This window comes from Streptomyces sp. NPDC005863, from assembly GCF_042871345.1.
In the GTDB taxonomy this organism is placed as follows: Bacteria; Actinomycetota; Actinomycetes; order Streptomycetales; family Streptomycetaceae; genus Streptomyces.
Genome location: NZ_JBIAII010000002.1, coordinates 201,038 through 221,307 on the forward strand (window position 1 = coordinate 201,038; position 20,270 = coordinate 221,307).

The window sequence follows — 20,270 nt, forward strand, 5'->3', positions numbered from 1 at the left end:
TACCTAACAAACCGCGCCCTGGGGAGCACAGATGGGTGAGACAGAGCCGCAGCCCGGCCATCTTGAGCCGCGACCCGGCCAAGCCGAGCAGGAGCGCGGCCATCCCGAGCTGGAGTGCGGCATCGGCCTCTGGGATCAGGACGTCCACGGAAATCATCGCCTGCTGGTGGACGTGGTGGCCGCGGCCCCCGCCGTCGCCGCCGAACTCCCCTGGCGCCGCCAGGAGATGAGCGTACGCTCCGTGACGGGCGACGTGGACGTGATCGTGCTCGCCCCGTCCGGACTGCGGGTGCACAACACGGTGGCCGTGGAGGTGACCGAGGAGCGCGGCCGGATCGCCTTCGAACCGGTCGAGGGCCCCGGGGCGTACGCGGTGCACTATCTGCCGTACGCGCACACCGGCAAGCCGTACTACCCGCAGGCCGTCTACCGCCCGCCCACCCGCACCGCGGACCCCGGCTGGGCGCACCGCTGCGGCCTGGACGGCACCGGGTCCGGCGGACCGGCCGTCGGCTGGGCGCTGCTCCCCCGCGCCGAGGCCTTCCGCTACGAGGCGGCGAGCGCCGTCGACTCCTTCGCACCGATGGGTTTTGCGGCGACCCCCGCCGAACGCCTGGCGGTCCAACGGGCCCATGAGGGCGAGGCGTTCGTCCTCTACGGCGAGGACCGCGCCCACCCCCTCGGCCGGTACGGCAGCCTGCCGGCGCGTTGGGCGCGGGCCACGCCGGGCGCTCCGCTCGCCGGCACGGCGGACCGCGGTGAGTTCTACGCGCTGCAGGTCGGCGTGTTCGCGCTCACCGACCTCGCGGACCTGCGCGCCGAGGTGCGGGGCCTGCCCTTTCCCGTACGGTGCCTCAGCACGGGCGGCACCGACGCGCGCGGCACCGCCTTCCGGCGGGAGGTCGCGGTGCCCGCGGGCGGGGTGAGCGCGCTGTGGCTCGGCGTCGACGTACCCGAGCAGGCGAGGCCCGGCCGGTACGAGGGGGAGATCGCCGTCCGCGCGCAGGGCGCCCCCGAACGCACCCTGCCCCTGCTGCTCACCGTCGGCGAGGACGCGGTCGCCGACCACGGCGCGGGCGAACCCGCCCGGCTTGCCCGCCTCCGCTGGCTCGACTCGACGCTGGCGCAGGACGACGAGGTGGTCCCGCCGTTCACCCCCGTACGGGTCGACGGGGACCGGCTGGCGATCCTCGGCCGCACGGTCGAGCTGGGCCCCGACGGCCTGCCCCGGCGCCTCACCTCCACGTTCACCCCCTCCGTGACCGGCACCGACGGCCCGGCCCGCGCGCTGCTCGCCGCCCCGGTCACCTTCGACGTCGGCCGGCCGCTCACGTACGGGCCGCTCACCCTGGACCAGCCTGGCCCGGCGCGCGTGCGCTGGACGACGACGGCCACCGGACCCGACGTACTCCTGTGCACCGAGGGCGAGATGGAGGCGGACGGCTTCCTCGTGGTGCGCGCCACCGTCGAGGCGGGCGCCGACACCGAACTCGACGTCCGCCTGGACGTGCCGCTGCGGGAGGACGTCGCCCGGTACGCGATGGGGCTCGGCCTCACGGGCCGCGCCTGCCCGGCGACGTACGACTGGAGCTGGCAGACGCCCACCCGCAACCAGGACGCCCTCTGGGTCGGCGACCCGGCCGCGGGCCTGCAGCTCTCGCTCCGCGACGAGCACTACGCCCGCCCCCTGAACACCAACTACTACCGGGAGAAGCCCCTGGTCACGCCCCGCTCCTGGGCGGGCGACGGGGACGGCGGGGTGCGGCTGCGGACGGACGACGGGGTGCGCCGCCTCACCGCGTACAGCGGGCCGCTGCGGCTGCGCGCGGGCGAGAGCCGCCGCTTCGAGTTCCGGCTGCTGCTCACCCCGTTCAAGCCGCTCGACCCGGCGCGGCAGCTCGGCGAGCGGTACTACCACGCGTACGCCGCACCCGAGGAGGTCGCGGCGTACGGCGCCAACGTCGTCAATCTGCACCACGCCACGCCCCCCAACCCGTACATCAACGACCCGCTGCTCGCCGCGGAGACCCTGCGCGCCTACACCGACGAGGCGCACCGGCTCGGCGTGCGTGTGAAGGTGTACGACACGGTGCGCGAACTCACCCGGTACACACCGGAGTTGCCGGTGCTCGCCGCGCTCGGCGACGAGATCTTCGCGCCCGGCCCCGGCGGCGGTCACGCCTGGCTGCAGGAGCACCTGGGCCGGCGTCATGTGCCGGGGTGGGTGGCCACCGACGTCGGCGACGTCGCGGTCGTCACCTCCGGCGACTCGCGCTGGCACAACTCCTATGTGTGCGGCATCGAGCGGCTGCGCCGGGTGGTCGGCGTGGACGGTCTGTATCTGGACGACGTGGCCTACGACCGGACCACGATGAAGCGGGTCCGCAAGGCGCTCGCCCGGTCCGGGGGTTCGGCTCCGCTGCTCGACCTGCACTCGTGCAACCAGTTCCGGGAGCCGGACGGCTTCTCCTCCAGCGCCAATCTCTACGCGGAGCTGCTGCCGTACGTCGACCGGCTCTGGCTCGGCGAGCTCTTCGACTACGACGACGGGGACGGCGCCGACCCCGCGTACTGGCTGGTCGAGATCTCGGGCGTCCCCTTCGGGCTGCTGGGCGAGATGCTGGAGGGCGGCGGCAATCCATGGCGCGGGCTCGTCTTCGGCATGACGGCGCGGGCCCCGATGACCGATGTGCGGCCGCTGTGGCGGGCCTTCGACCGGCTGCGGCTGCCGGAGGCGGAGATGACCGGCTGGTGGGCGGGCGAGCCGCCGGTGCGGACCGGCAGGGACGACGTCCTCGCGACGACGTGGCGGGGCCCCGGCGGGACGGTCACGGCGCTCGCGTCCTGGGCGCCGGAGCTCACCGTGGCCATGTTGAGCACGGACTCCGGTCCGGTGGCGGCGTACGCGCCGGCCGTCGAGGGGCTCCAGCCGGAGCGGTCGTTCGCCGCGGGCGAGCCGGTCCCGGTGGCCCCGGGACGCGGCTGGCTGCTGCGGATCGCGCCACCCGCGAACGGGGCCGCCCCGGCTACTTCCCCATGACCAGGCCGTCCTTGCCCGCCCCCCGGCTCAGGACGACGCGGCGGATCCGGTCGCGTACGTCGCTCACCTCGGCGCCACGGTCCAGCGCCCGGTTGAGGTTGACGACGCGATTGGAGTCCGTGTCGAAGAGCATCGGCAGGAACTCGGCCTTCTTCACCTGCCAGCGCTCCCCGTCCTTCGCCGGCGGCTCGAAGGTGAAGCGGCCGATGGTGCCCTGGTTGCCGCGCGGGTCGGGCTCGTCCTCGTGGTTGATCATCGCGCCGGCGATCTGGTCGCCCATGCCGTAGATGACCCAGGTGCCGTTCACCTTCTCGTAGGCCTGCGGCACATGGGCGTGCGTGCCGAGCAGCAGATCGATGTCGGGGCGCCCGTCCGTGCGGGACGCCGTGAGCTGTTTGCCGAGGCTCAGCTGCTGCCGGTCGGGCTCGTCCTGCCACTCCGTGCCCCAGTGCAGGCTGACCACCACGACGTCGGCGCCCGCCTTCCGTGCCGCCCGGGCGTCCGCGACGATCTTGGCGCGGTCGATCAGGTCGACCGACCAGGGCTTGCCCTTGGGCAGCGGATAGCCGTTCGTGCCGTAGGTGTACGCGAGTTGGGCGACCTTGGCGTCGCCGGCCCGCAGCCAGGCCGGGCTCTTGTCCTCCGCGGCGGTGCGGGCCGAACCCGCGTGTTTGACGCCCGCCTTGTCCAGCGCGTCCAGGGTGCGGCGGATGCCGTCGGCGCCGTCGTCCAGGGTGTGGTTGGAGGCGGTGGAGCACGAGTCGTACCCGGTGGCCTTGAGGGCGCGGGCCACCTGGGGCGGGGACTTGAAGGCCGGGTACCCGGAGTAGTCGCCGTCGGCGCCGTAGACCGTCTCCATGTGGCAGATCGCCAGGTCGGCCTTGGCCACCACCGGCTTGGCGCCGGCCAGCATCGGCGCGAAGTCGTAGCCGTCGCCGTCCGCGTCGGCGTTGGCCTGGCGGATGATCGAGGCGTGCGGGAGCACGTCTCCGGAGGCGACCAAGGTGAAGCCGTGCCGCTGGGCGGCGGACCCGCCGGCCGGGGACTCTGCCGAGGTGGTCGTCCACGGCTGGGCGGAGCAGGCGGCGGCCCCCGCAACGCCGGTGAGGAGCAGGGCCGCCGCGGCGGCGGTCGCGGGGCGCGGACGGCGGGCGAGGCGTGTGATGGCCGAGGTCGGAGGGGTTCTTGTGGGCCGTGAGATCCGTAGGCGGTGCGTCATGGGTGGGCTCCGTGGCTGGGGCGTTATCCGGCCAGATGAATCCACATACGGAAATCACATCAAATCAAGAACCATTGCCGTCATAGTCCCTGAAACGGAGTCAAAGGGACGACCCTGTGACGAGAACAACACGAGGGGGCCCACCTGCGGTGAAACGGAAGGCCGGGTCAAGGGTCGGTAAAGCGCCTTGCTCCGGACCCCTCGCGGGTAATCGGCTGTCCTCACCGTGTGCCGGACAGGGGGGCCAGAGGCCGGTGACGCGCACGGACCGGAGGAAGGCGGAGCGGATGCGGCACGAGAGCAGAGGAAACACGGGCGGGCCCCAGGGCGGCGAACTGGCCGTCCCCATGGCGTGGTTGTACGCCGAGTACATCGCCGACGAGTTGCTGCGCACCGGCGACCTGATGCCGCCCACATCCTTCGAGTACCGGGCGGGGCGCGACGCCCTCGCGCTGACGATCTTCCTCGCGGACAGCAAGGGGGAGCTGTCCGGCATCCGCGTGGTGTCGCAGCTGGAGACCTGGCTGACCCTGACCGCGTACGGCCAGCCGTGGCAGGACTGGGTCCGTGAGCGGCTGGCGCAGCGCACCGTGGACGCCCTCGCCGCCGGCGGCCCCCGGCCCGACCTGGAGCTCGCCGACCGGGCGTGGCGCTGGCTGCAGGAGACCGAGCTGCTCGCCCCGGACCTGGACGCGGTGCCCGGCCGCGCCGGGCAGGGCGAGGAGGACGGGCCGAAGGTGTGGACCCCTGCCTGGCGCCTCGGGCTGCCGCTCGGGCACCTGGCGATCCATCTGTTCTGAGCCCCGGCGCGGCCCTTGAGTGATTCCGCGGCCCCGTGCGTACCGGAGGGCGAGCAGCACCCCCACCGACACGGAACGGCAAGGAACACCATGAGGTCCCTGGAGCGGCATCGTGACGCGGGCGCCTACGCGCTCGGCCTCCTCGACGCAGCGGACGCCTTCCGCTTCGAGGACCACCTCGCGGACTGCCCCGCCTGCCTCCTCGCGCTCGACGAACTCTCCACGACCACGGGCCAGTTGGCGCTCTACTGCAGGGTGACGCCGTCCGCCGTGGAGCCCTGTGCGGCGCCCTCCGCGGGTCTGCTGGACGGTGTGCTGCGGGAGACCGCACGGCGGTACGGCGCGGGCCGCGGACGCCGCGTCGGCGCGGCCGCCGCCTGTGCCGTCCTGGTGGCCGCCGCCCCGGTACTGACCACGCTGACGACGACGGCGCCGGAACCCGTGCGGATGAGCGCGCGGGACCCGCGCAGCGGGGCCACCGCCACCCTGACCGCCCGGGACCGTGTGTGGGGGTCGGAGATCGGGCTCACGGTGCGGGACGCGGCGGCCCGCGGGCGGGTCTGCGAACTGGTGGCCGTCGCCGCCGACGGATCCGAGCAGACCGTCACGACGTGGCGGACGCCCGAGCGCGCCGTCCGGACCCGGGGCGCCTCGGCGCTGCGCACCGGCCGGACCCTGCGGTACGAGGTGCGCACGGCCGACGGGAAGGCACTGCTGACGCTGCGGCGTCCCTGAGGGCTCGTCTTCGAGCCCCGCCCGCGCCGCGACGCCCGGCCGGCGCGCCACTTCACCCGTGCGCCCCCTCACCCCTGCGCCACTTCACCCGCGCGCTACTTCAGCAGCCGCGACATCCGCCGGTCCGCGAGCAGCTTTCCGCCCGTCTGGCACGTCGGGCAGTACTGCAGCGAGGAGTCGGCGAAGGAGACCTCGCGGATCGTGTCGCCGCACACCGGGCACGGCTCCCCGGTGCGGCCGTGCACCCGCAGGCCGCTCTTCTTTTCGGCCTTGAGCCGGCCCGCCGCGACACCGTGCGAGCGCTCCACGGCCTGGTTCAGCGTATCCAGCAGCGCCACATGCAGCCCATGGATCTCCTCCTTCGTGAGGCTCGACGTGAGCCGGAACGGCGACATGCGGGCCGCGTGCAGGATCTCGTCGCTGTACGCGTTCCCGATGCCCGCGATCAGGCTCTGGTCGCGCAACGCCCCCTTGATCTGCCGCCGTTCACCCGCCAGGAGGTCCGCGAACCGCTTCTCGTCGAAGTCCGGGGCCAGCGGATCCGGCCCCAGTCGCGCGATGCCCGGGATCTCCTCGGGCGCCTCGGTGACGTACACCGCGAGCCGCTTCTGGGTGCCCGCCTCCGTGAGGTCGAAGCCCGCGCCCGAATCCACGGCGACGCGCAGCGCCAGCGGCCCCTTGCCGGGGCGCGGTACGCCGTCGGGCAGCCGGTCGTACCACCGCAGCCAGCCGGCCCTGGCGAGGTGGGTGACCAGGTGCGGTCCTCCGGTGTCGAGGTCGAGGAACTTGCCGTGCCGCTCCACCGCGGTGACGGTGCGGCCCTCCAGGGCGGTGAGCGGCGGGTCGTACGTCTTGAGGACGCTGATCGCGGCGGGCAGCACCCGCTCGATCTCCCGGCCGACCAAGTGGTCCCGCAGGAACTCCTTCAGGGCCTCGACTTCTGGCAGTTCAGGCATGGCTCTCCCTCAACCCCGCTGCTTCTCGGCCGGCATGACGAACTCGCACCACACGCACTTGCCGCCGCCCCGCGCCTCCACGCCCCACCCGTCCGCGAGCCGGTCCACCAGGAGCAGGCCTCGGCCGGAGACCCCGTCGTCGCCCGCGTCGCGACGGCGCGGCAGGGCGCTGGAGGAGTCCTCGACGTCGACGCGCAGCCGCCGCTCGCTGCCGCTCAGGACCCGCAGGGTCACCACCGCGGCGCCGTCGGTGTGCATCAGCGCGTTGGTGATCACCTCGTCGGCGACCAGCTCGATCTCGTCGGCCCGCTCCCCCGCGCCCCAGGCCCGGACGGCCGCCCTGATCATGTGGCGGGCGTCGGCGAGCGCCTCGGGGTCGCTGGGCGCCACGTGCTGCTGGAGGCGGCCGCCGGAGCGCGGCGCGTCGACGGCGTGCCGGCGCATCAGGAGCAGCGCGGCGTCGTCGTCACCGCCGCGTCCGTCGATGATGCCGCAGAGCCGGTCGGCGAGGCGCTGCAGATCGCGGGGGCCGACGGCGGCGAGCTCCGCGAGGGCCTGCATGCCGTCGTCCAGGTCGGCGCCCGGCTCCTCCACGAGCCCGTCGGTGCAGAGCAACAGCGTCTGGCCCGCGTCGAGTTCGAGGGTGGTGACGGGATAGTCGAGCCGGCCGAACTCGGCGGACAGGCCGAGCGGCAGTCCGCCCGCGACCTGCACCCGGCGGCAGGAGCCGTCGGCCAGCTGCACCAGCGGGTCGAGGTGGCCCGCCCGGACGAACTGCACCACGCCGGTGGACAGGTCCGCCTCGGCGTAGAGACAGGTGGCGAAGCGGTCGGTGTCCAGTTCGTGCAGGAAGGTGGAGGCGCGGGCCATGACGGTGGCGGGCGTGTGGCCCTCGGCGGCGTAGGCGCGCAGCACGATGCGGAGCTGGCCCATGACGGCGGCCGCGTGCGTGTCGTGGCCCTGGACGTCGCCGATGACGGCGCCGACCCGGCCTCCCCCGGAGGGGGCGCCGCCGGGCAGCGGGATCACGTCGTACCAGTCGCCGCCGATGTCCCGGCCGAGCGCCGCCGAGCGGTAGCGCACGGCGATCTCCGCGCCGGGGACGCCCGGGATGCTGCGCGGCAGCATGGCCTGCTGGAGGCCCTGCGCGAGGTCCTTCTCCTGCTCGTAGAACATGGCGCGCTGCAGGCTCTGCGCGATGCTGCTGCTCAGCGCGACCAGGACGTTGCGCTCCTCCGTGGTGAAGCCGGTCTTGTCCTGGTAGAGCAGGCCGAGGACGCCGACGGCCCGGCCCTGCGCGATCAGCGGCAGATACGCGGCCGCGGTGATGCCGAGTTCGTCGATGTGCGGCCACAGCAGCGGGTAGGACTCGGCGAAGTCGTCGGCGGTGTCGATGTAGCGCGGGGCGAGGGTGCGGACGACCTCGCTCATGGGGTAGTCCTCGTCGACGCCGGTGAGGCGGGTGCCCTGGACGTAGCTGCCGGCGGGCCCCTCGGCCACGAGCCGGACGCGGCCGGCCTCGACGAGGCCCATGACGAGGTTGGACGCCCCGAGGTGGGCGAGGCCGTGGGTGTCCCGGAGCACGTCGATGACGTCCCGTACCGTGCGGGCGTGCGCCAGCGCCGCCGTGGTGCTCTGCACGAGGGTCGTGGTGCGGCGCCGCTCGGCCTCCTCGTCGGCGCGCTCGGACAGGGCGGCCGGGCTGTCGCCGAGTTCGCGGGTGGCGTCCCGGACGATGCCCACGATGCGGTGGGGCCGGCCCGTCGCGTCGCGCTGGATGCAGCCCTGGGTGTGGGTCCAGCGCAGTGATCCTGAGCGGCAGCGGATCCGGAAGTACGCGCCGTAGGTGTCGCTGCCGTCCTTCAGGGCGTGCGAGACGGTCTGGTCCAGGCGGTGCGCCTCGACGGTGGGGACGCGGAAGGCGAGGCTCTCGGGCCGGCCGTCGTACTCGTCGGGGTGGACGTCGAAGACCTCGTGGGCGGTGGCGTCCATCGTCATGTGGCCCGTGACCAGGTCCCAGTCGAAGCGGCCCATGCGCAGCGCTTTCCCGTACAGCGAGAGGAAGCAGCCGTCCGACTCCCCGGCCGGCTGCCCGCAGCGGCAGTGCCCCGCCGGGTCGTGCTCCATGCGCCCACGCTAGGCGGAGGCCCGGGCGCCCGCACGCGGGGAGCCTCAGGTGTCGAAGGTGCCGGGGTCGCTGTCGGAGAAGGGGTTCGGGGACAGGAACGGGTCGTCGGGTACGAGCCCGTCCCCCTCCGGGGTGGGCGGCTCGGTGAGGTCCTCCGGGGCCGGGGGCGGGTCGAACGGCGTCTCGGGGGTGGGGCAGCCGGGCGGCAGTGACGGGGAGGGGGCGGTAGGCGTGTCGGACGGCGTTCCGGTCTGCGTCGGGCAGTCGGTCGAGGAGTCGTCGGGGTCCGGGTCCTGGTCCTGGAACGGCTCGGTGGGCCCGTCCGGGCTGCCGCTGCGGTCCTGCTCGCCGGGTCCGGTGGCGTCCGGGTCCGTCGGGTCGGGGTCCGTGGGCGGGGTGGTGGGCGGCGGGGTGGTCGGGTCCGGGGAGGTCGGCGAGGGCGGCGTCGGGGTGGGCGTGGGGGGCGCCGGCGGCTTGGTCGCGCGGTCGTGGCGGGCGTGCTCGTCCCCGACCTTCCGTTCGAGCCAGGTCTGGTCGACGAGGTCGACGATGACGATGTGCGTGACCGGGCGGGGCGCGGGGGTCACGACGACGACGCGCGAGGCCTCGTAACCGTTCCACGCGCGGCCGTTGGGGCGGGGCGTGTGGTGGAGGGCGGCGGGCGGCTTCAGGGGGTTCCCGCACGCGCAGCGCACGCGCGGCAGGCCCCGGTCGTCGACCAGGACGGCAGTGCCGGACTGCAGGACGGACTGGAAGCCCGTCGCGGAGCCGTCGCGGTAGCCGTGGTTGGTGACGCGCGTGTCGGCCCGCAGGACGACGGGGGTCAGGCCCCGCAGATACTCCGGCACACCGGCCCGTTCGATGCCCGACGCCTCGGCGAAGGCGCGGGCCTTGGCGCGGTCGGCGTCGAGGAAGCGCACCTGCCGGTCGACGTCGCAGCTGCCGGCGGCGTGCGTGCCGCCGTAGAGCCCCGGCGTCTCGCCCGACACGGTACGGGTGCCCTGCGGGGTGGCCGATCCCGTCGGCGAGGGCTGCGGCGAACGGGTGACGGGCGGTGGGGACGCGGCGTTCTTCGCGGTGGAGTCGGTGAACGGGTCGGGGCCCTGTGCGGCGACCGGCTGCAGGAACAGTTCGCCGCCGTCGCCCGCCGGCTTCCGGTCGCCGTCGCCGGAACAGCCCGCGACCGCGAGGGCCGCGGATATCGCGAGGACGAACGCGTGGGTCCTGGTGGGTGTACGCACCGGTTCTCCCGCCGTTGCCGTGCCGTCCGCCCCTGGTCCGGGGAGACCTTGCGTCATTGTCTGCAGGGGTCCCGACGGGCCCGCAAGCCGAACGGGATCACCCGGCACGCGCGCCCGGGGCTCCCCCGGCGCCCCTGTGTCCTCCCCCGGCCCTCACTGCCGTAGGGCCTGGCCGGCGGCACAATGGGGCCGTGGAATGGTTCACGGCTGACACGTACTGGCTGAGCCGGCTGATCGTCCAGCGGGCCCTGGCCGCGGTCTATCTCGTGGCCTTCCTCGGCGCCGCCCTGCAGTTCCGTGCGCTCATCGGGGAGCGCGGGATGCTGCCGGTGCCGCGCTACGTGGAGCGGGTGCCGTTCCGGCGGGCGCCGAGCCTGTTCCAGCTGCACTATTCGGACCGGTTCTTCGCGTCGTGCGCCTGGCTGGGCTGCGCGGTGGCGGTGGCGCTGCTCGCCGGGCTCGACGGGCATCTCCCGCTGTGGGGCGCGATGGCGCTGTGGCTCGTCCCGTGGGCGCTGTACCTCTCCATCGTGAACGTGGGGCAGACCTGGTACGGCTTCGGCTGGGAGTCGCTGCTCCTCGAGGTCGGCTTCCTCGCCGTCTTCCTCGGCAACGACCGGGTCGCACCGCCCGTCCTGGTCCTGTTCCTGCTGCGGTGGGTGCTCTTCCGCGTGGAGTTCGGCGCCGGGCTGATCAAGATGCGCGGCGATGCGTGCTGGCGCGAGCTCACCTGCCTGGACTTCCACCACGAGACACAGCCGATGCCGGGCCCGCTGAGCTGGTTCTTCCACCATCTGCCGCGGCCCGTGCACCGGGTGGAGGTGGCGGCCAACCACGTCACCCAACTCGCCGTGCCCTTCCTGCTGTTCACACCCCAGCCGGTGGCGACGGGCGCGGCCTGCCTGATGATCGTGACCCAGCTGTGGCTGGTCCTCTCGGGCAACTTCGCCTGGCTGAACTGGCTCACGATCGTCCTCGCCGCGTCCGCCCTCGACCTGTCCCCCTGGCACCCGCCACCCGACCTCACGGGGCCGCCCCTCTGGTACGAGGTGGTGGTCATCGTCGTCACCGCGGCGCTCCTGGCGCTGAGTTACCGTCCGGTGCGCAATCTGCTGTCGCGGCGGCAGGTCATGAACACCTCGTTCGATCCGCTGCACCTGGTCAACTCCTACGGCGCGTTCGGCAGCGTCAGCCGGGTGCGCCAGGAAGTCGTCATCGAGGGCACGGCGGACCCGGTGGCGCGCGAGGACTCCGACTGGCGGCCCTACGAGTTCAAGGGGAAGCCCGGTGACGTACGGCGGTGGCCGCGCCAGTTCGCGCCCTACCATCTGCGCCTGGACTGGATGATGTGGTTCGCCGGGCTTTCCCCCGCCTACGCCAGGTCGTGGTTCGGCCCGCTGGTGGAGCGCCTCCTGGACGGCGACCGCGACACGCTGCGGCTGCTGCGCGACTCACCGTTCCCGCCCGACGCCCCGCCCACGTACATCCGCGCCCGGCTCTACCGCTACCGGTACACGACGTGGCGCGAGCGGCGCGAGACGGGGGCCTGCTGGGAGCGGACGTACGTACGTGAGTTCCTGCCCCCGACCCGGCTCGCCGCACCGGCCCGGGGGGAGTAGGGCGGGCGTTCCCCTTACGCCGGGGCCGGGAGGTCCATGAGGGCCAGTCTGTCCGGGTCGGTCACGGCGGTGACCTCGGTGATGAGGCCGTCGGCGACGGTGAAGGCGAGCAGGGCGCGCGGGGTGCCGTCCGCGTTCCAGGAGAGCACTCCGGGGCGCCCGTTGACCGTCGCCGTGACGCCCGGCGCCGCACTGCCGGCGACACGCGCGCGAGTGGCGACCTCGGTGGCCCCGAGCGTGACGTACGTGCCCCCTCCCGGGGTGTGGACCGTGAACTTCACTTCGGGGTGGAGGACCTTCAGGAGTTCCTCGAAGCGGCCGTCGCCCGCCGCGGCCAGGAAGGCCCGGACCACCGCGCGTTGCTGCCGCCCGTCGTCCGCCGCAGGCCGGGCGGTCCGCCCCTTCGCGACCTTCCTGCGGGCTCGGCTCGTCAGCATCTTGGTCGCGTCGGTGGACTTGCCGAGTATCGCGGCGATCTCGGCGTGCGGCACGGCGAACACGTCGTGCAGCACGAACGCCAGTCGTTCGTCCGGGCGCAGTGAGTCAAGGACGGTGAGGAGCGCGAGGCCGACGGAGTCCCCGAGCGCCACGAGTTCGTCCGGGGCCGGGGCGTCGTCGAGCGTCACGGTGAACTCGGGGAGCGGGTCGTCGAGGGTGAGTTGCGGCCGCTTCCTGCCCGACCGCAGCACGTCGAGGCTGAGCCTGCCGACCACGGTGGTCAGCCAGCCGCCGAGGTTGTCGATGGTGCCGGCGTCCTGCCGGGACAGCCGCAGCCACGCCTCCTGGACCACGTCCTCCGCGTCGGCGTGCGAGCCGAGCACGCGGTGGGCGACGGCCCTGAGCCGGTCGCGGTGGGTCTCGAAGGCCTCGGCGACCGAATCCGTGGGAGGGGTGTGGGGCATGTGGTTACCTTCCTCGAAGCTGCTCCGTCATAGGGGTGACGGGCACCGGCCCCGGAACGTAACCCCGATGATCAAGGAGAGCACTTCCCATGGAGAACCGCCTCAAGAACAAGAACGCCGACAGCGCCGACGTCTGGACCGCGATCCAGCACCTGCACAAGGCGATCGCGGCCGGGGGCGTCGACCCCAAGCTGCTCACGCTGGTCCATTTGCGCGCCAGCCAGATCAACGGGTGCTCGGCGTGTGTCCACGCGAGCGTCACCGCCGGCAAGAAGGCCGGTGAGACCGACGAGCGGCTGCACGGCGTGGCAGCGTGGCGCGAGACGCCCTTCTACACCGACGCGGAGCGTGCGGCGCTGGCCCTGGCCGAGGCCGCCACCCGGCTGCAGGACGGGGCGGAGGGCGTCACCGACGCGGTCTGGGACGAGGTCAACGCCCACTTCACGGAGGAGGAGATCGGTGCGATCAACCTGGAGATCGCCGTGACCAACTTCTTCAACCGCATCAACCGCACCATCAAGGAACCGGCGGGCAAGACCTGGGGGTGACTTGGGGCTGCCCTCTCCGCGGCATCCCGGGGACGCTTCAGCGGGCCTCAGATGCCGTACACGCGGCGGGCCGTTCCGCCGAACACCGCCGCCCTCTCGTCGGCGTCGAGGTCCTGGGTCAACAGCCGTGCCGCGTCCAGGACTTCGACGTACCGCGCCGCCAGCGTGCTGACCGGCCAGTCGGAGCCGAACATCAGGCGTTCGGGCCCGAAGGCGGCGAGGACGGTGTCCGCGTAGGGGCGCAGGTCGTCCACCGTCCACGTCCGGTGGTCGGCCTCGGTCACCATGCCGGAGAGCTTGCACACCGTGTTGGGGCGGGCGGCGAACGACCGGACCACCGACGCCCAGGGTTCGAGGGCGCCGGAGGCGATGGGCGGCTTGCCCAGATGGTCCAGGACGAAGGTGAGTTCGGGGTGGCGCGTCGCCGCCTTCGTGCACGCGGGCAGGTGGTGGGGCAGGACGACGAGGTCGTAGGCGAGGCCCGCGGCGGCGACCGCGGCGAGTCCGCGGTGCACGTCCGGGCGCAGCAGCCACTCGAGGTCCGGCTCACTCTGCACCTGATGGCGGATGCCCACCAGGCGCCGGCCGCCGGGGAGTTCGCGGAGGGCGGCCAGCGTGTCCGCCACGTCGGGGCGCGTCAGGTCGACCCAGCCGACGACCCCTGCGACCAGGTCGCTGCCGGCCGCCAACGCCAGCATCTCCGGTGTCTCCTCGGGCTCCGTGACCGTCTGCACGAGGACGGTGGCGGTGACGCCCGCCGATCGGGCCTCGGGCGCCAGGTCGGCCAGGGAGAAGTTCCGGCGGAGCGGCACGAGGGCCTCGCCGGTGATCCAGTCCTGGTCGCGCACGGACAGGTCCCATACGTGGTGGTGGGCGTCGACGAGGGACGGCCCGGTCACGGCAGCTCCCATACGACGGGCAGGCCGGCCGCCGCGCCCTCGGCGGAGTAGTCGTGCGCCACGTCGAGCAGCTCCGCCATGCGGGCCTGCCAGGCGACGTTGACCGGCAGCTTCTCCAGCTCGGCGAGCATCCTGCCGTAGTCCTCGCACTCCAGGACGTGGAACAGGTCGGTGCCGCCGCGCCAGATCGTCCAGGAGGAGACGCCCGCGGCGCGGATCGCGGCCGTGAGTTCGGCGGGGACCGCGCGGTGGGCGTCGTCGTACTCCTCGACGCGGACGGCGCGGACCTTGGTGTGCAGCGCGACCTTCATGAGCGGACCTCTCCTCGTACGTCAGCGGGTCGTACGTCACCGGGTCGTACGTCACCGGGCACGGGTACCCCGGAAGGCAGCAGCCCCGTCGTGCGTGCCTCCTGCCAGAACTCGTCCGGCACCCGGGCCCCGAACTGCCGTACCGCGTCCGTGATGTGCTCCGGGGCGTGGATGCCGACCAGCACGCTGGTGACGGCGGGGTGGCCGAAGGGGAAGGCCAGCGCGGCGGCCCGCAGCGTGGTGCCGTGCCGTTCGGCGAGGGCGCCCAACGCACGTGCACGCACGACGAGTTCGGGCGACGCCTCCGTGTAGTCGAAGCGCGCGCCCGGCCGGGGGTCGGCGAGCAGCCCCGAGTTGAAGACACCGCCGATGACGACCGACGCGACCCGCTCGCTCGCCGCCGGAAGCAGTTCGGCGAGGGCGGCGTGGTCGAGGAGCGTGTACCGGCCGGCGCAGAGCACGGCGTCGACATCCGTGTCGCGGACGAACCGGGTCAGCATCTCCGCCTGGTTCATGCCCGCCCCTATGGCGCCGACGACGCCCTCCGAGCGCAGCTTCTCCAGCGCCGGATAGCCCTCGCGGAAGGCCTCATCGGCGTGGTGGTCGGGGTCGTGCAGGAAGACGACGTCGATCCGGTCGACGCCGAGGCGGGCGAGGCTCGACTCGATCGAGCGGCGCACGCCGTCCGCGCTGAAGTCCCAGACCCTGCGGTGCGTCCGCGGCACCGCGAAGCCGCCGTCGGCGAGATCGTCGCCGCGCACCTCGTCGACCGGCTCCAGGATCCTGCCGACCTTCGTGGACAGGACGTACGAGGAGCGGTCCCGGCCGCGCAGCGCGGCGCCGAGCCTGCGCTCGGACAGGCCGAGGCCGTAGTGCGGCGCGGTGTCGAAGTAGCGGATGCCCACGCCCCAGGCGTGGTCGAGGGCGGTGGCGGCCTGCTCGTCGGAGATCGGCGCGTAGAGGTTGCCGATGCCCGCGCCGCCGAAGGACAGCTCGGTCACCTCGACGCCGCCGGTGCCGAGCGGGCGCCGGGCCAGGACGGCGCTCACGAGGCCGCGGGGCGCAGCCGCAGTCCCTGCATGCCGCCGTCCACGGCGAGCGCGGTGCCCGTCGTGGCGCCCGAGAGCGGGCCGGCCAAGTAGGCGATGGCGCCCGCGACTTCGTCCGCCGTGACGAGTCGTCCGGTGGGCTGGCGGGCGGCCAGCGCGGCCCGCTCGGCGGCCGGGTCGGGTGCGGCGTCCAGGAGGCGGCCGATCCACGGGGTGTCGACGGTGCCGGGGTTGACGCAGTTGACGCGTATCCCTTCCCGCACGTGGTCGGCGGCCATCGCGAGGGTGAGGGAGAGCACCGCGCCCTTGGACGCCGCGTACAGGGCGCGCTGCGGGAGGCCCGCGGTGGCGGCGATGGAGCAGGTGTTCACGATCGCCGCGTGCGAGGACGCCCTCAGATGGGGCAGGGCGGCGCGGGTGGTGCGGACGATCCCGAGGACGTTGACGTCCAGGACGGCGCGCCACTGGGCGTCGTCGTTGTCCTCGACGGTGCCCTGCGCGCCGATGCCCGCGTTGTTGACCAGAATGTCGATCCCGCCGAGGTCGGCGGCGGCCGCCGCGACGGCCTCCCGCACGGACGCGTCGTCGGTGACGTCGGCGGTGTACGGGTGGAGGGGCTTGGCCACACCGCTCGGGTCGAGGTCGACCACGGCGACCTGCGCGCCGTGTGCGGCGAGGAGTGCGGCGGTGGCCCGGCCGATGCCGGAGGCGCCGCCGGTGACGAGGGCGTTGAGCCCCTGGAAGTCGCTCATGCGGCTGCTCCCTTGTCCGGTGCGAGGTCGGGTCGAGCGAGGTCGGGTCGTGCGGCCAGGTCGGCGGCCCAGAACGTGCCGCCCGGGTAGGTGTACGCGGCGATGGAGTCGGCCCGCATCGTCGCCGAGAAGCCCGGTGCGGCCGGGGCCGTGTAGTGGCCCGCGCGCAGCACGACCGGGTCGGTGAAGTGTTCGTGGAGGTGGTCGACGTACTCGATGACGCGGTCCCGCGTGGTGCCGGCGAGCGCCACGTAGTCGAACATCGACAGGTGCTGGACGAGTTCGCAGAGGCCGACGCCGCCCGCGTGCGGGCAGACCGGAACGCCGAATTTGGCGGCCAGCAGCAGGATCGCGAGGTTCTCGTTGACCCCGCCGACGCGGGCCGCGTCGATCTGCAGGATGTCGATGGCGCCGGCCTGGAGGAGCTGCTTGAACACGATGCGGTTCTGCACGTGTTCGCCGGTGGCGACCTTGACCGGGGCGACGGCGGCGCGGATGGCGGCGTGCCCGAGGACGTCGTCGGGGCTGGTGGGTTCCTCGACCCAGTACGGGTCGAACGCGGCGAGCGCGCGCGTCCAGCGCACCGCCTCGTCGACGTCCCAGCGCTGGTTGGCGTCGACGGCCATGCGGATGTCGGGGCCGATGGCCTCCCGGGCGGTGCGGCAGCGGCGGATGTCGTCGTCGAGGTCCGCGCCGACCTTCAGCTTGATCTGGGTGAAGCCGTCGGCGACGGCCTGCCGGGCGAGCCGGGTGAGCTTCTCGTCGCTGTAGCCGAGCCAGCCGGGCGATGTGGTGTATCCGGGGAAGCCCCGCTCCCGGAGCAGCGCCGTGCGCTCCGCGGCGCCCACCCGCCCCGCGCGCAGCAGGCCGATGGCCTCCTCCGGGGTGAGCGCGTCGGCGATGTAGCGGAAGTCGACCTGGGAGACGAGCCATACGGGGCTGGCGTCGGCGAGCAGCTGCCACAGCGGCTTGCCCGCGCGTTTGGCCGCGAGGTCCCAGGCGGCGTTGACGACCGCGCCGATCGCCATGTGCATCACGCCCTTCTCGGGGCCGAGCCAGCGCAGTTGGCTGTCGCCGATCAGGGCGCGGTTGACGGTGCCGGGGTCGGCGCAGACCTCGTCGACGGGGCGGCCGATGACGTGGTGGCGCAAGGAGTGGATGGCCGCGACCTGGACGTCGTTGCCGCGTCCGATGGTGAAGGTGAAGCCGTGCCCCTCCAGGCCGTCGGCGGCGTCGGTGCGCAGCACCACATAGGCCGCGGAGTAGTCGGGGTCCGGGTTCATCGCGTCGGAGCCGTCCAGCTCCCGTGAGGTCGGGAACCGTATGTCGTAGGTGTCGACCGCGGTGATGCGGGCGGGGGTCGGGGACACAGGAGGCCTTTCCGGAAAGGGGCGGGGCGCGGGGAACCGGTGGTCGGTCAGTCCTGTGCGCGGCCCGTGGTGACGCGGGCGATCATCAGGGCGACCAGGATGATTCCGCCGTAGATGGCCTGGATCCAGAAGGACGGCACCTGGGCGAGGGTGAGCAGGTTCTGTACGACGCCGAGCAGCAGGACGCCGGTGAGGGCGCCGGACATGGTGCCCTTGCCGCCGTCGAGACTGATGCCTCCGATGACCGCGGCGGCGAACACGGTGAAGATCATGTTCTGGCCCTGGTTGGCGTTGATGGCGCCCACGTAGCCGGTCTGCATGAGGCCGCCGACCGAGGCGAGGGCGCCGGCGACGACGAACACGCCGAGCATGACGCGTTCGACGCGGATGCCGGCGGCGCGCGCCGCGTCCGGGTTCCCGCCGATGGCGTACAGGGCGCGGCCCACCCGGTGGTACTTGAGGACGAAGCCCGCGATGCCGAACGCGGCCGCGGCCAGCCACACCGACATGGGGATGCTCAGGAAGGTGGTGGTGGCGAGGGTGTAGAAGGCGTCGGACATGCCGAAGAGGGTCTTGCCCTCGGTGGCGCCGACGAGCAGGCCGCGCAGCACGATGAGCATGGCGAGCGTCACGATGAACGCGTTGAGCTTGAGCTTCACGACGAGGATGCCGTTGAAGGCGCCGATGACGGCGCCGACGAGCAGGATGGCAAGGATGCCGACGGCGGCCGGCAGGTCGGTGCCGAACCCGGCCTGGGCGGCGGGCAGGACGAGGAGTGCGCCGACGGCGGGTGCGATGCCGACGACCGACTCCAGGGAGAGGTCGAACTTGCCGGTGATGAGGACGAGCGACTCGGCGAGGACGACCATCGCGAGCGCGGCGGACGCGCCGAGGATGGAGATGAGGTTGCGCTCGGTCAGGAACGAGTCGTTGACGAGCGCGCCGAACAGCATGAGGAGCAACAGGGCGGGGACGAGGGCGAGTTCGCGGGCCCGGCGCAGGGCGATGCTCTTCGCTGCGCGAGATCTGGCGGGGTGCTCCGGTGCGGCGGCCTCGGCCGCCTGCTGCGCCGACGGTGCCTTGGTGTCAGCCACGCTGGTCTCCTTGTTCTTTCGCTGCGGGACGGTGGGGGCTTGTCGCGCAGTTCCCCGCGCCCCTGTCGGGGCGCGCCCGGCCGACCCCTTCTATCGAGGCGATCAGGTCGTGGTCGGCCCAGCCCGCCGTGTGCTCCGCGACGATCCGGCCGTGGAAGAGGACGAGGACGCGGTCGCAGCGGCGCAGGTCGTCGAGTTCGTCGGAGACGACGAGGACAGCGGTGCCGTCGTCGCGGGCGTGGTCCACGCGGGCGAGCAGCGACTCCTTGGACTTCACGTCGACGCCGGCGGTCGGGTTGATGAGGATCAGCAGGCGGGGGTCACAGGCGAGGGCGCGGGCCATGACGACCTTCTGGGCGTTGCCGCCGGAGAGGTCGCAGACGGGCTGGTCGGGGCCCTGCGTGTGGATGTCGAGCCGGTCGATGAGGTCGTGGGCGAAGCGGCGCCTGGCGTCGGTGCCGACGAATCCGTGGCGGCCGAGCCGGTCGAGGACGCTCATCGTGGCGTTGTCGCCGACGGTCATGCCGAAGACGAGTCCCTGGCCGTGGCGGTCGCGCGGCACGCAGCCCACCCCGGCGCGCAGGGCCGCCCGCACGTCGCCGAACGGCAGGGGGCGGCCGTCGAGCCGGGCGGTTCCCCGGGTCGGCGTGTGCAATCCGGCGAAGCTCTCCGCGAGGTTGATCTTGCCGCTGCCGCTCGATCCCGCGAGGCCGACGACCTCGCCCTTGCGGACGGTGAGGTCGATGTCGGCGTACGACTCGCTGGTCAGGCCCTCGACGTCGAGCAGGACCGGGGCGTCGGCGGGGGCCTCGGTGCGGGCCACGGCCCGCTCGGCCTCGGCCTGTTCGGCGATGACCTCGCCCGCCATCGCCTCGACCAGGGCGGCGCGCGGCAGTTCGGCGACGGGTGCGCTGGTGATCCAGCGGGCGTCGCGCAGCACGGTGACGGTCTGGCACACCTCGTACACCTCCTGGAGGTGGTGCGAGATGAAGAGGAAGGTGACGCCGGACTCCTGCAGGGCGCGCATGCGGGTGAAGAGGCGCTCGATCTCGCGGTTGTCGAGCTGCGCGGTCGGCTCGTCGAGCACGATGAAGCGCGCGCCGAAGCTCAACGCCCGCGCGATCTCCACCATTTGGCGGTCCTCGACCTTGAGGTCGGCGGTGCGCGCCTCGGGGTCGACGCGCACGTCCCAGGTGTCGAGGAGCCGTGCGGCCTCGGTCCGCAGTCTGCGCCAGCTGATGAGTCCGCCGCGGCCTTCGGGCTGCCGGTTGATGAAGAGGTTCTCGGCGACGGTCAACTCGGGGACGACGGTGGGCTTCTGGTAGACGCAGGCCACCTTGCGGCGCCAGGCGTCGCGGTCGGCGAGGGGCGGCGCGGGCTCGCCGTCGAAGCGGACGGTGCCCGCGTCGGGCGCCTGGAGACCGGTGAGGACGGTGACGAGGGTGGACTTGCCCGCGCCGTTGCGGCCGACGAGGGCGTGCGACTCGCCGGGCAGTACGGTCAGTCGGCCGTCCCGCAGCGCGACGGTGGGTCCGTACCGCTTGACGATGCCGGACGCCTCGACGAGCGGGGTCGTCTCGGCCCGGCCGGTGGGGGGCTTGGTCATC

The 20,270-nt window shown here is 73.3% G+C and carries 17 protein-coding genes; 5 read left to right on the forward strand and 12 right to left on the reverse strand.

Annotation, left to right across the window (positions count from 1 at the left end):
- The first annotated feature begins 31 nt into the window (after window positions 1-31).
- Window positions 32-3,040, forward strand: coding sequence for a glycoside hydrolase domain-containing protein (locus tag ACFYO9_RS07185; protein WP_358774367.1), 3,009 nt, complete (start codon window positions 32-34; stop codon window positions 3,038-3,040).
- Here the strand turns inward: ACFYO9_RS07185 and ACFYO9_RS07190 are convergent.
- Entirely contained in the window at window positions 3,027-4,259 is a 1,233-nt protein-coding gene (locus tag ACFYO9_RS07190) for a CapA family protein (protein WP_358774365.1), read from the reverse strand. The two genes, ACFYO9_RS07185 and ACFYO9_RS07190, sit on opposite strands and share 14 nt — an antisense overlap.
- Before the next feature lie 287 nt (window positions 4,260-4,546).
- Here ACFYO9_RS07190 and ACFYO9_RS07195 point away from each other — a divergent pair, with 287 nt between their 5' ends.
- Window positions 4,547-5,059 (forward strand): hypothetical protein, encoded by a 513-nt coding sequence (locus tag ACFYO9_RS07195; RefSeq protein WP_355807199.1) that lies wholly within the window; start codon window positions 4,547-4,549, stop codon window positions 5,057-5,059.
- Window positions 5,060-5,149: 90 nt separating this feature from the next.
- Entirely contained in the window at window positions 5,150-5,794 is a 645-nt protein-coding gene (locus tag ACFYO9_RS07200; protein ID WP_358774363.1) for a zf-HC2 domain-containing protein, read from the forward strand.
- Between the two features lie 95 nt (window positions 5,795-5,889).
- Here the strand turns inward: ACFYO9_RS07200 and ACFYO9_RS07205 are convergent, their stop codons facing one another.
- The 3 genes from ACFYO9_RS07205 to ACFYO9_RS07215 are packed head-to-tail and all read right to left on the reverse strand — an operon-like array spanning window position 5,890 to window position 10,119.
- Window positions 5,890-6,750: a DNA-formamidopyrimidine glycosylase family protein gene (locus ACFYO9_RS07205; RefSeq protein ID WP_358708507.1), complete on the reverse strand. Its 861-nt coding sequence runs from the start codon at window positions 6,748-6,750 to the stop codon at window positions 5,890-5,892.
- 9 nt (window positions 6,751-6,759) lie between these two features.
- Window positions 6,760-8,877 (reverse strand): SpoIIE family protein phosphatase, encoded by a 2,118-nt coding sequence (locus ACFYO9_RS07210; RefSeq protein WP_358774361.1) that lies wholly within the window; start codon window positions 8,875-8,877, stop codon window positions 6,760-6,762.
- Window positions 8,878-8,922: 45 nt separating this feature from the next.
- Window positions 8,923-10,119 (reverse strand): DUF6777 domain-containing protein, encoded by a 1,197-nt coding sequence (locus ACFYO9_RS07215; protein WP_358774359.1) that lies wholly within the window; start codon window positions 10,117-10,119, stop codon window positions 8,923-8,925.
- Between the two features lie 191 nt (window positions 10,120-10,310).
- Between ACFYO9_RS07215 and ACFYO9_RS07220 the strand changes: the two genes are divergently transcribed.
- Window positions 10,311-11,738 (forward strand): lipase maturation factor family protein, encoded by a 1,428-nt coding sequence (locus ACFYO9_RS07220; RefSeq protein WP_358774357.1) that lies wholly within the window; start codon window positions 10,311-10,313, stop codon window positions 11,736-11,738.
- A 14-nt stretch (window positions 11,739-11,752) separates the two neighbouring features.
- On the opposite strand, the gene ACFYO9_RS07225 is transcribed toward ACFYO9_RS07220, so the two are convergent.
- Window positions 11,753-12,640 carry a sigma-70 family RNA polymerase sigma factor gene (locus tag ACFYO9_RS07225; protein WP_358774355.1) on the reverse strand — a complete coding sequence of 296 codons (888 nt, stop codon included), beginning with the start codon at window positions 12,638-12,640 and terminating at the stop codon, window positions 11,753-11,755.
- A gap of 89 nt (window positions 12,641-12,729) precedes the next feature.
- Between ACFYO9_RS07225 and ACFYO9_RS07230 the strand changes: the two genes are divergently transcribed.
- Window positions 12,730-13,188 (forward strand): carboxymuconolactone decarboxylase family protein, encoded by a 459-nt coding sequence (locus ACFYO9_RS07230; RefSeq protein ID WP_358774353.1) that lies wholly within the window; start codon window positions 12,730-12,732, stop codon window positions 13,186-13,188.
- Between the two features lie 47 nt (window positions 13,189-13,235).
- Here the strand turns inward: ACFYO9_RS07230 and ACFYO9_RS07235 are convergent, their stop codons facing one another.
- The 7 genes from ACFYO9_RS07235 to ACFYO9_RS07265 are packed head-to-tail and all read right to left on the reverse strand — an operon-like array spanning window position 13,236 to window position 20,269.
- A complete protein-coding gene (locus ACFYO9_RS07235; protein WP_358774351.1) occupies window positions 13,236-14,099 on the reverse strand; it encodes an amidohydrolase family protein in 864 nt (287 codons plus the stop codon).
- A complete protein-coding gene (locus ACFYO9_RS07240; RefSeq protein WP_358774349.1) occupies window positions 14,084-14,398 on the reverse strand; it encodes an L-rhamnose mutarotase in 315 nt (104 codons plus the stop codon). The genes ACFYO9_RS07235 and ACFYO9_RS07240 overlap by 16 nt, the downstream gene beginning before the upstream one ends.
- On the reverse strand, window positions 14,395-15,447 hold the full coding sequence (locus ACFYO9_RS07245; RefSeq protein WP_358774348.1) for an aldo/keto reductase: 1,053 nt from the start codon (window positions 15,445-15,447) through the stop codon (window positions 14,395-14,397). Before ACFYO9_RS07245 ends, ACFYO9_RS07240 begins: the two co-directional genes overlap by 4 nt.
- Entirely contained in the window at window positions 15,444-16,199 is a 756-nt protein-coding gene (locus ACFYO9_RS07250; RefSeq protein WP_358774346.1) for an SDR family oxidoreductase, read from the reverse strand. The genes ACFYO9_RS07245 and ACFYO9_RS07250 overlap by 4 nt, the downstream gene beginning before the upstream one ends.
- Complete coding sequence (locus ACFYO9_RS07255; protein ID WP_358774344.1) at window positions 16,196-17,569, reverse strand: L-fuconate dehydratase; 1,374 nt, start codon at window positions 17,567-17,569, stop codon at window positions 16,196-16,198. Before ACFYO9_RS07255 ends, ACFYO9_RS07250 begins: the two co-directional genes overlap by 4 nt.
- Before the next feature lie 47 nt (window positions 17,570-17,616).
- Window positions 17,617-18,663, reverse strand: coding sequence for an ABC transporter permease (locus ACFYO9_RS07260; RefSeq protein WP_388666064.1), 1,047 nt, complete (start codon window positions 18,661-18,663; stop codon window positions 17,617-17,619).
- Window positions 18,656-20,269 carry a sugar ABC transporter ATP-binding protein gene (locus tag ACFYO9_RS07265; protein WP_358774342.1) on the reverse strand — a complete coding sequence of 538 codons (1,614 nt, stop codon included), beginning with the start codon at window positions 20,267-20,269 and terminating at the stop codon, window positions 18,656-18,658. Before ACFYO9_RS07265 ends, ACFYO9_RS07260 begins: the two co-directional genes overlap by 8 nt.
- Window position 20,270: the final 1 nt, after the last annotated feature.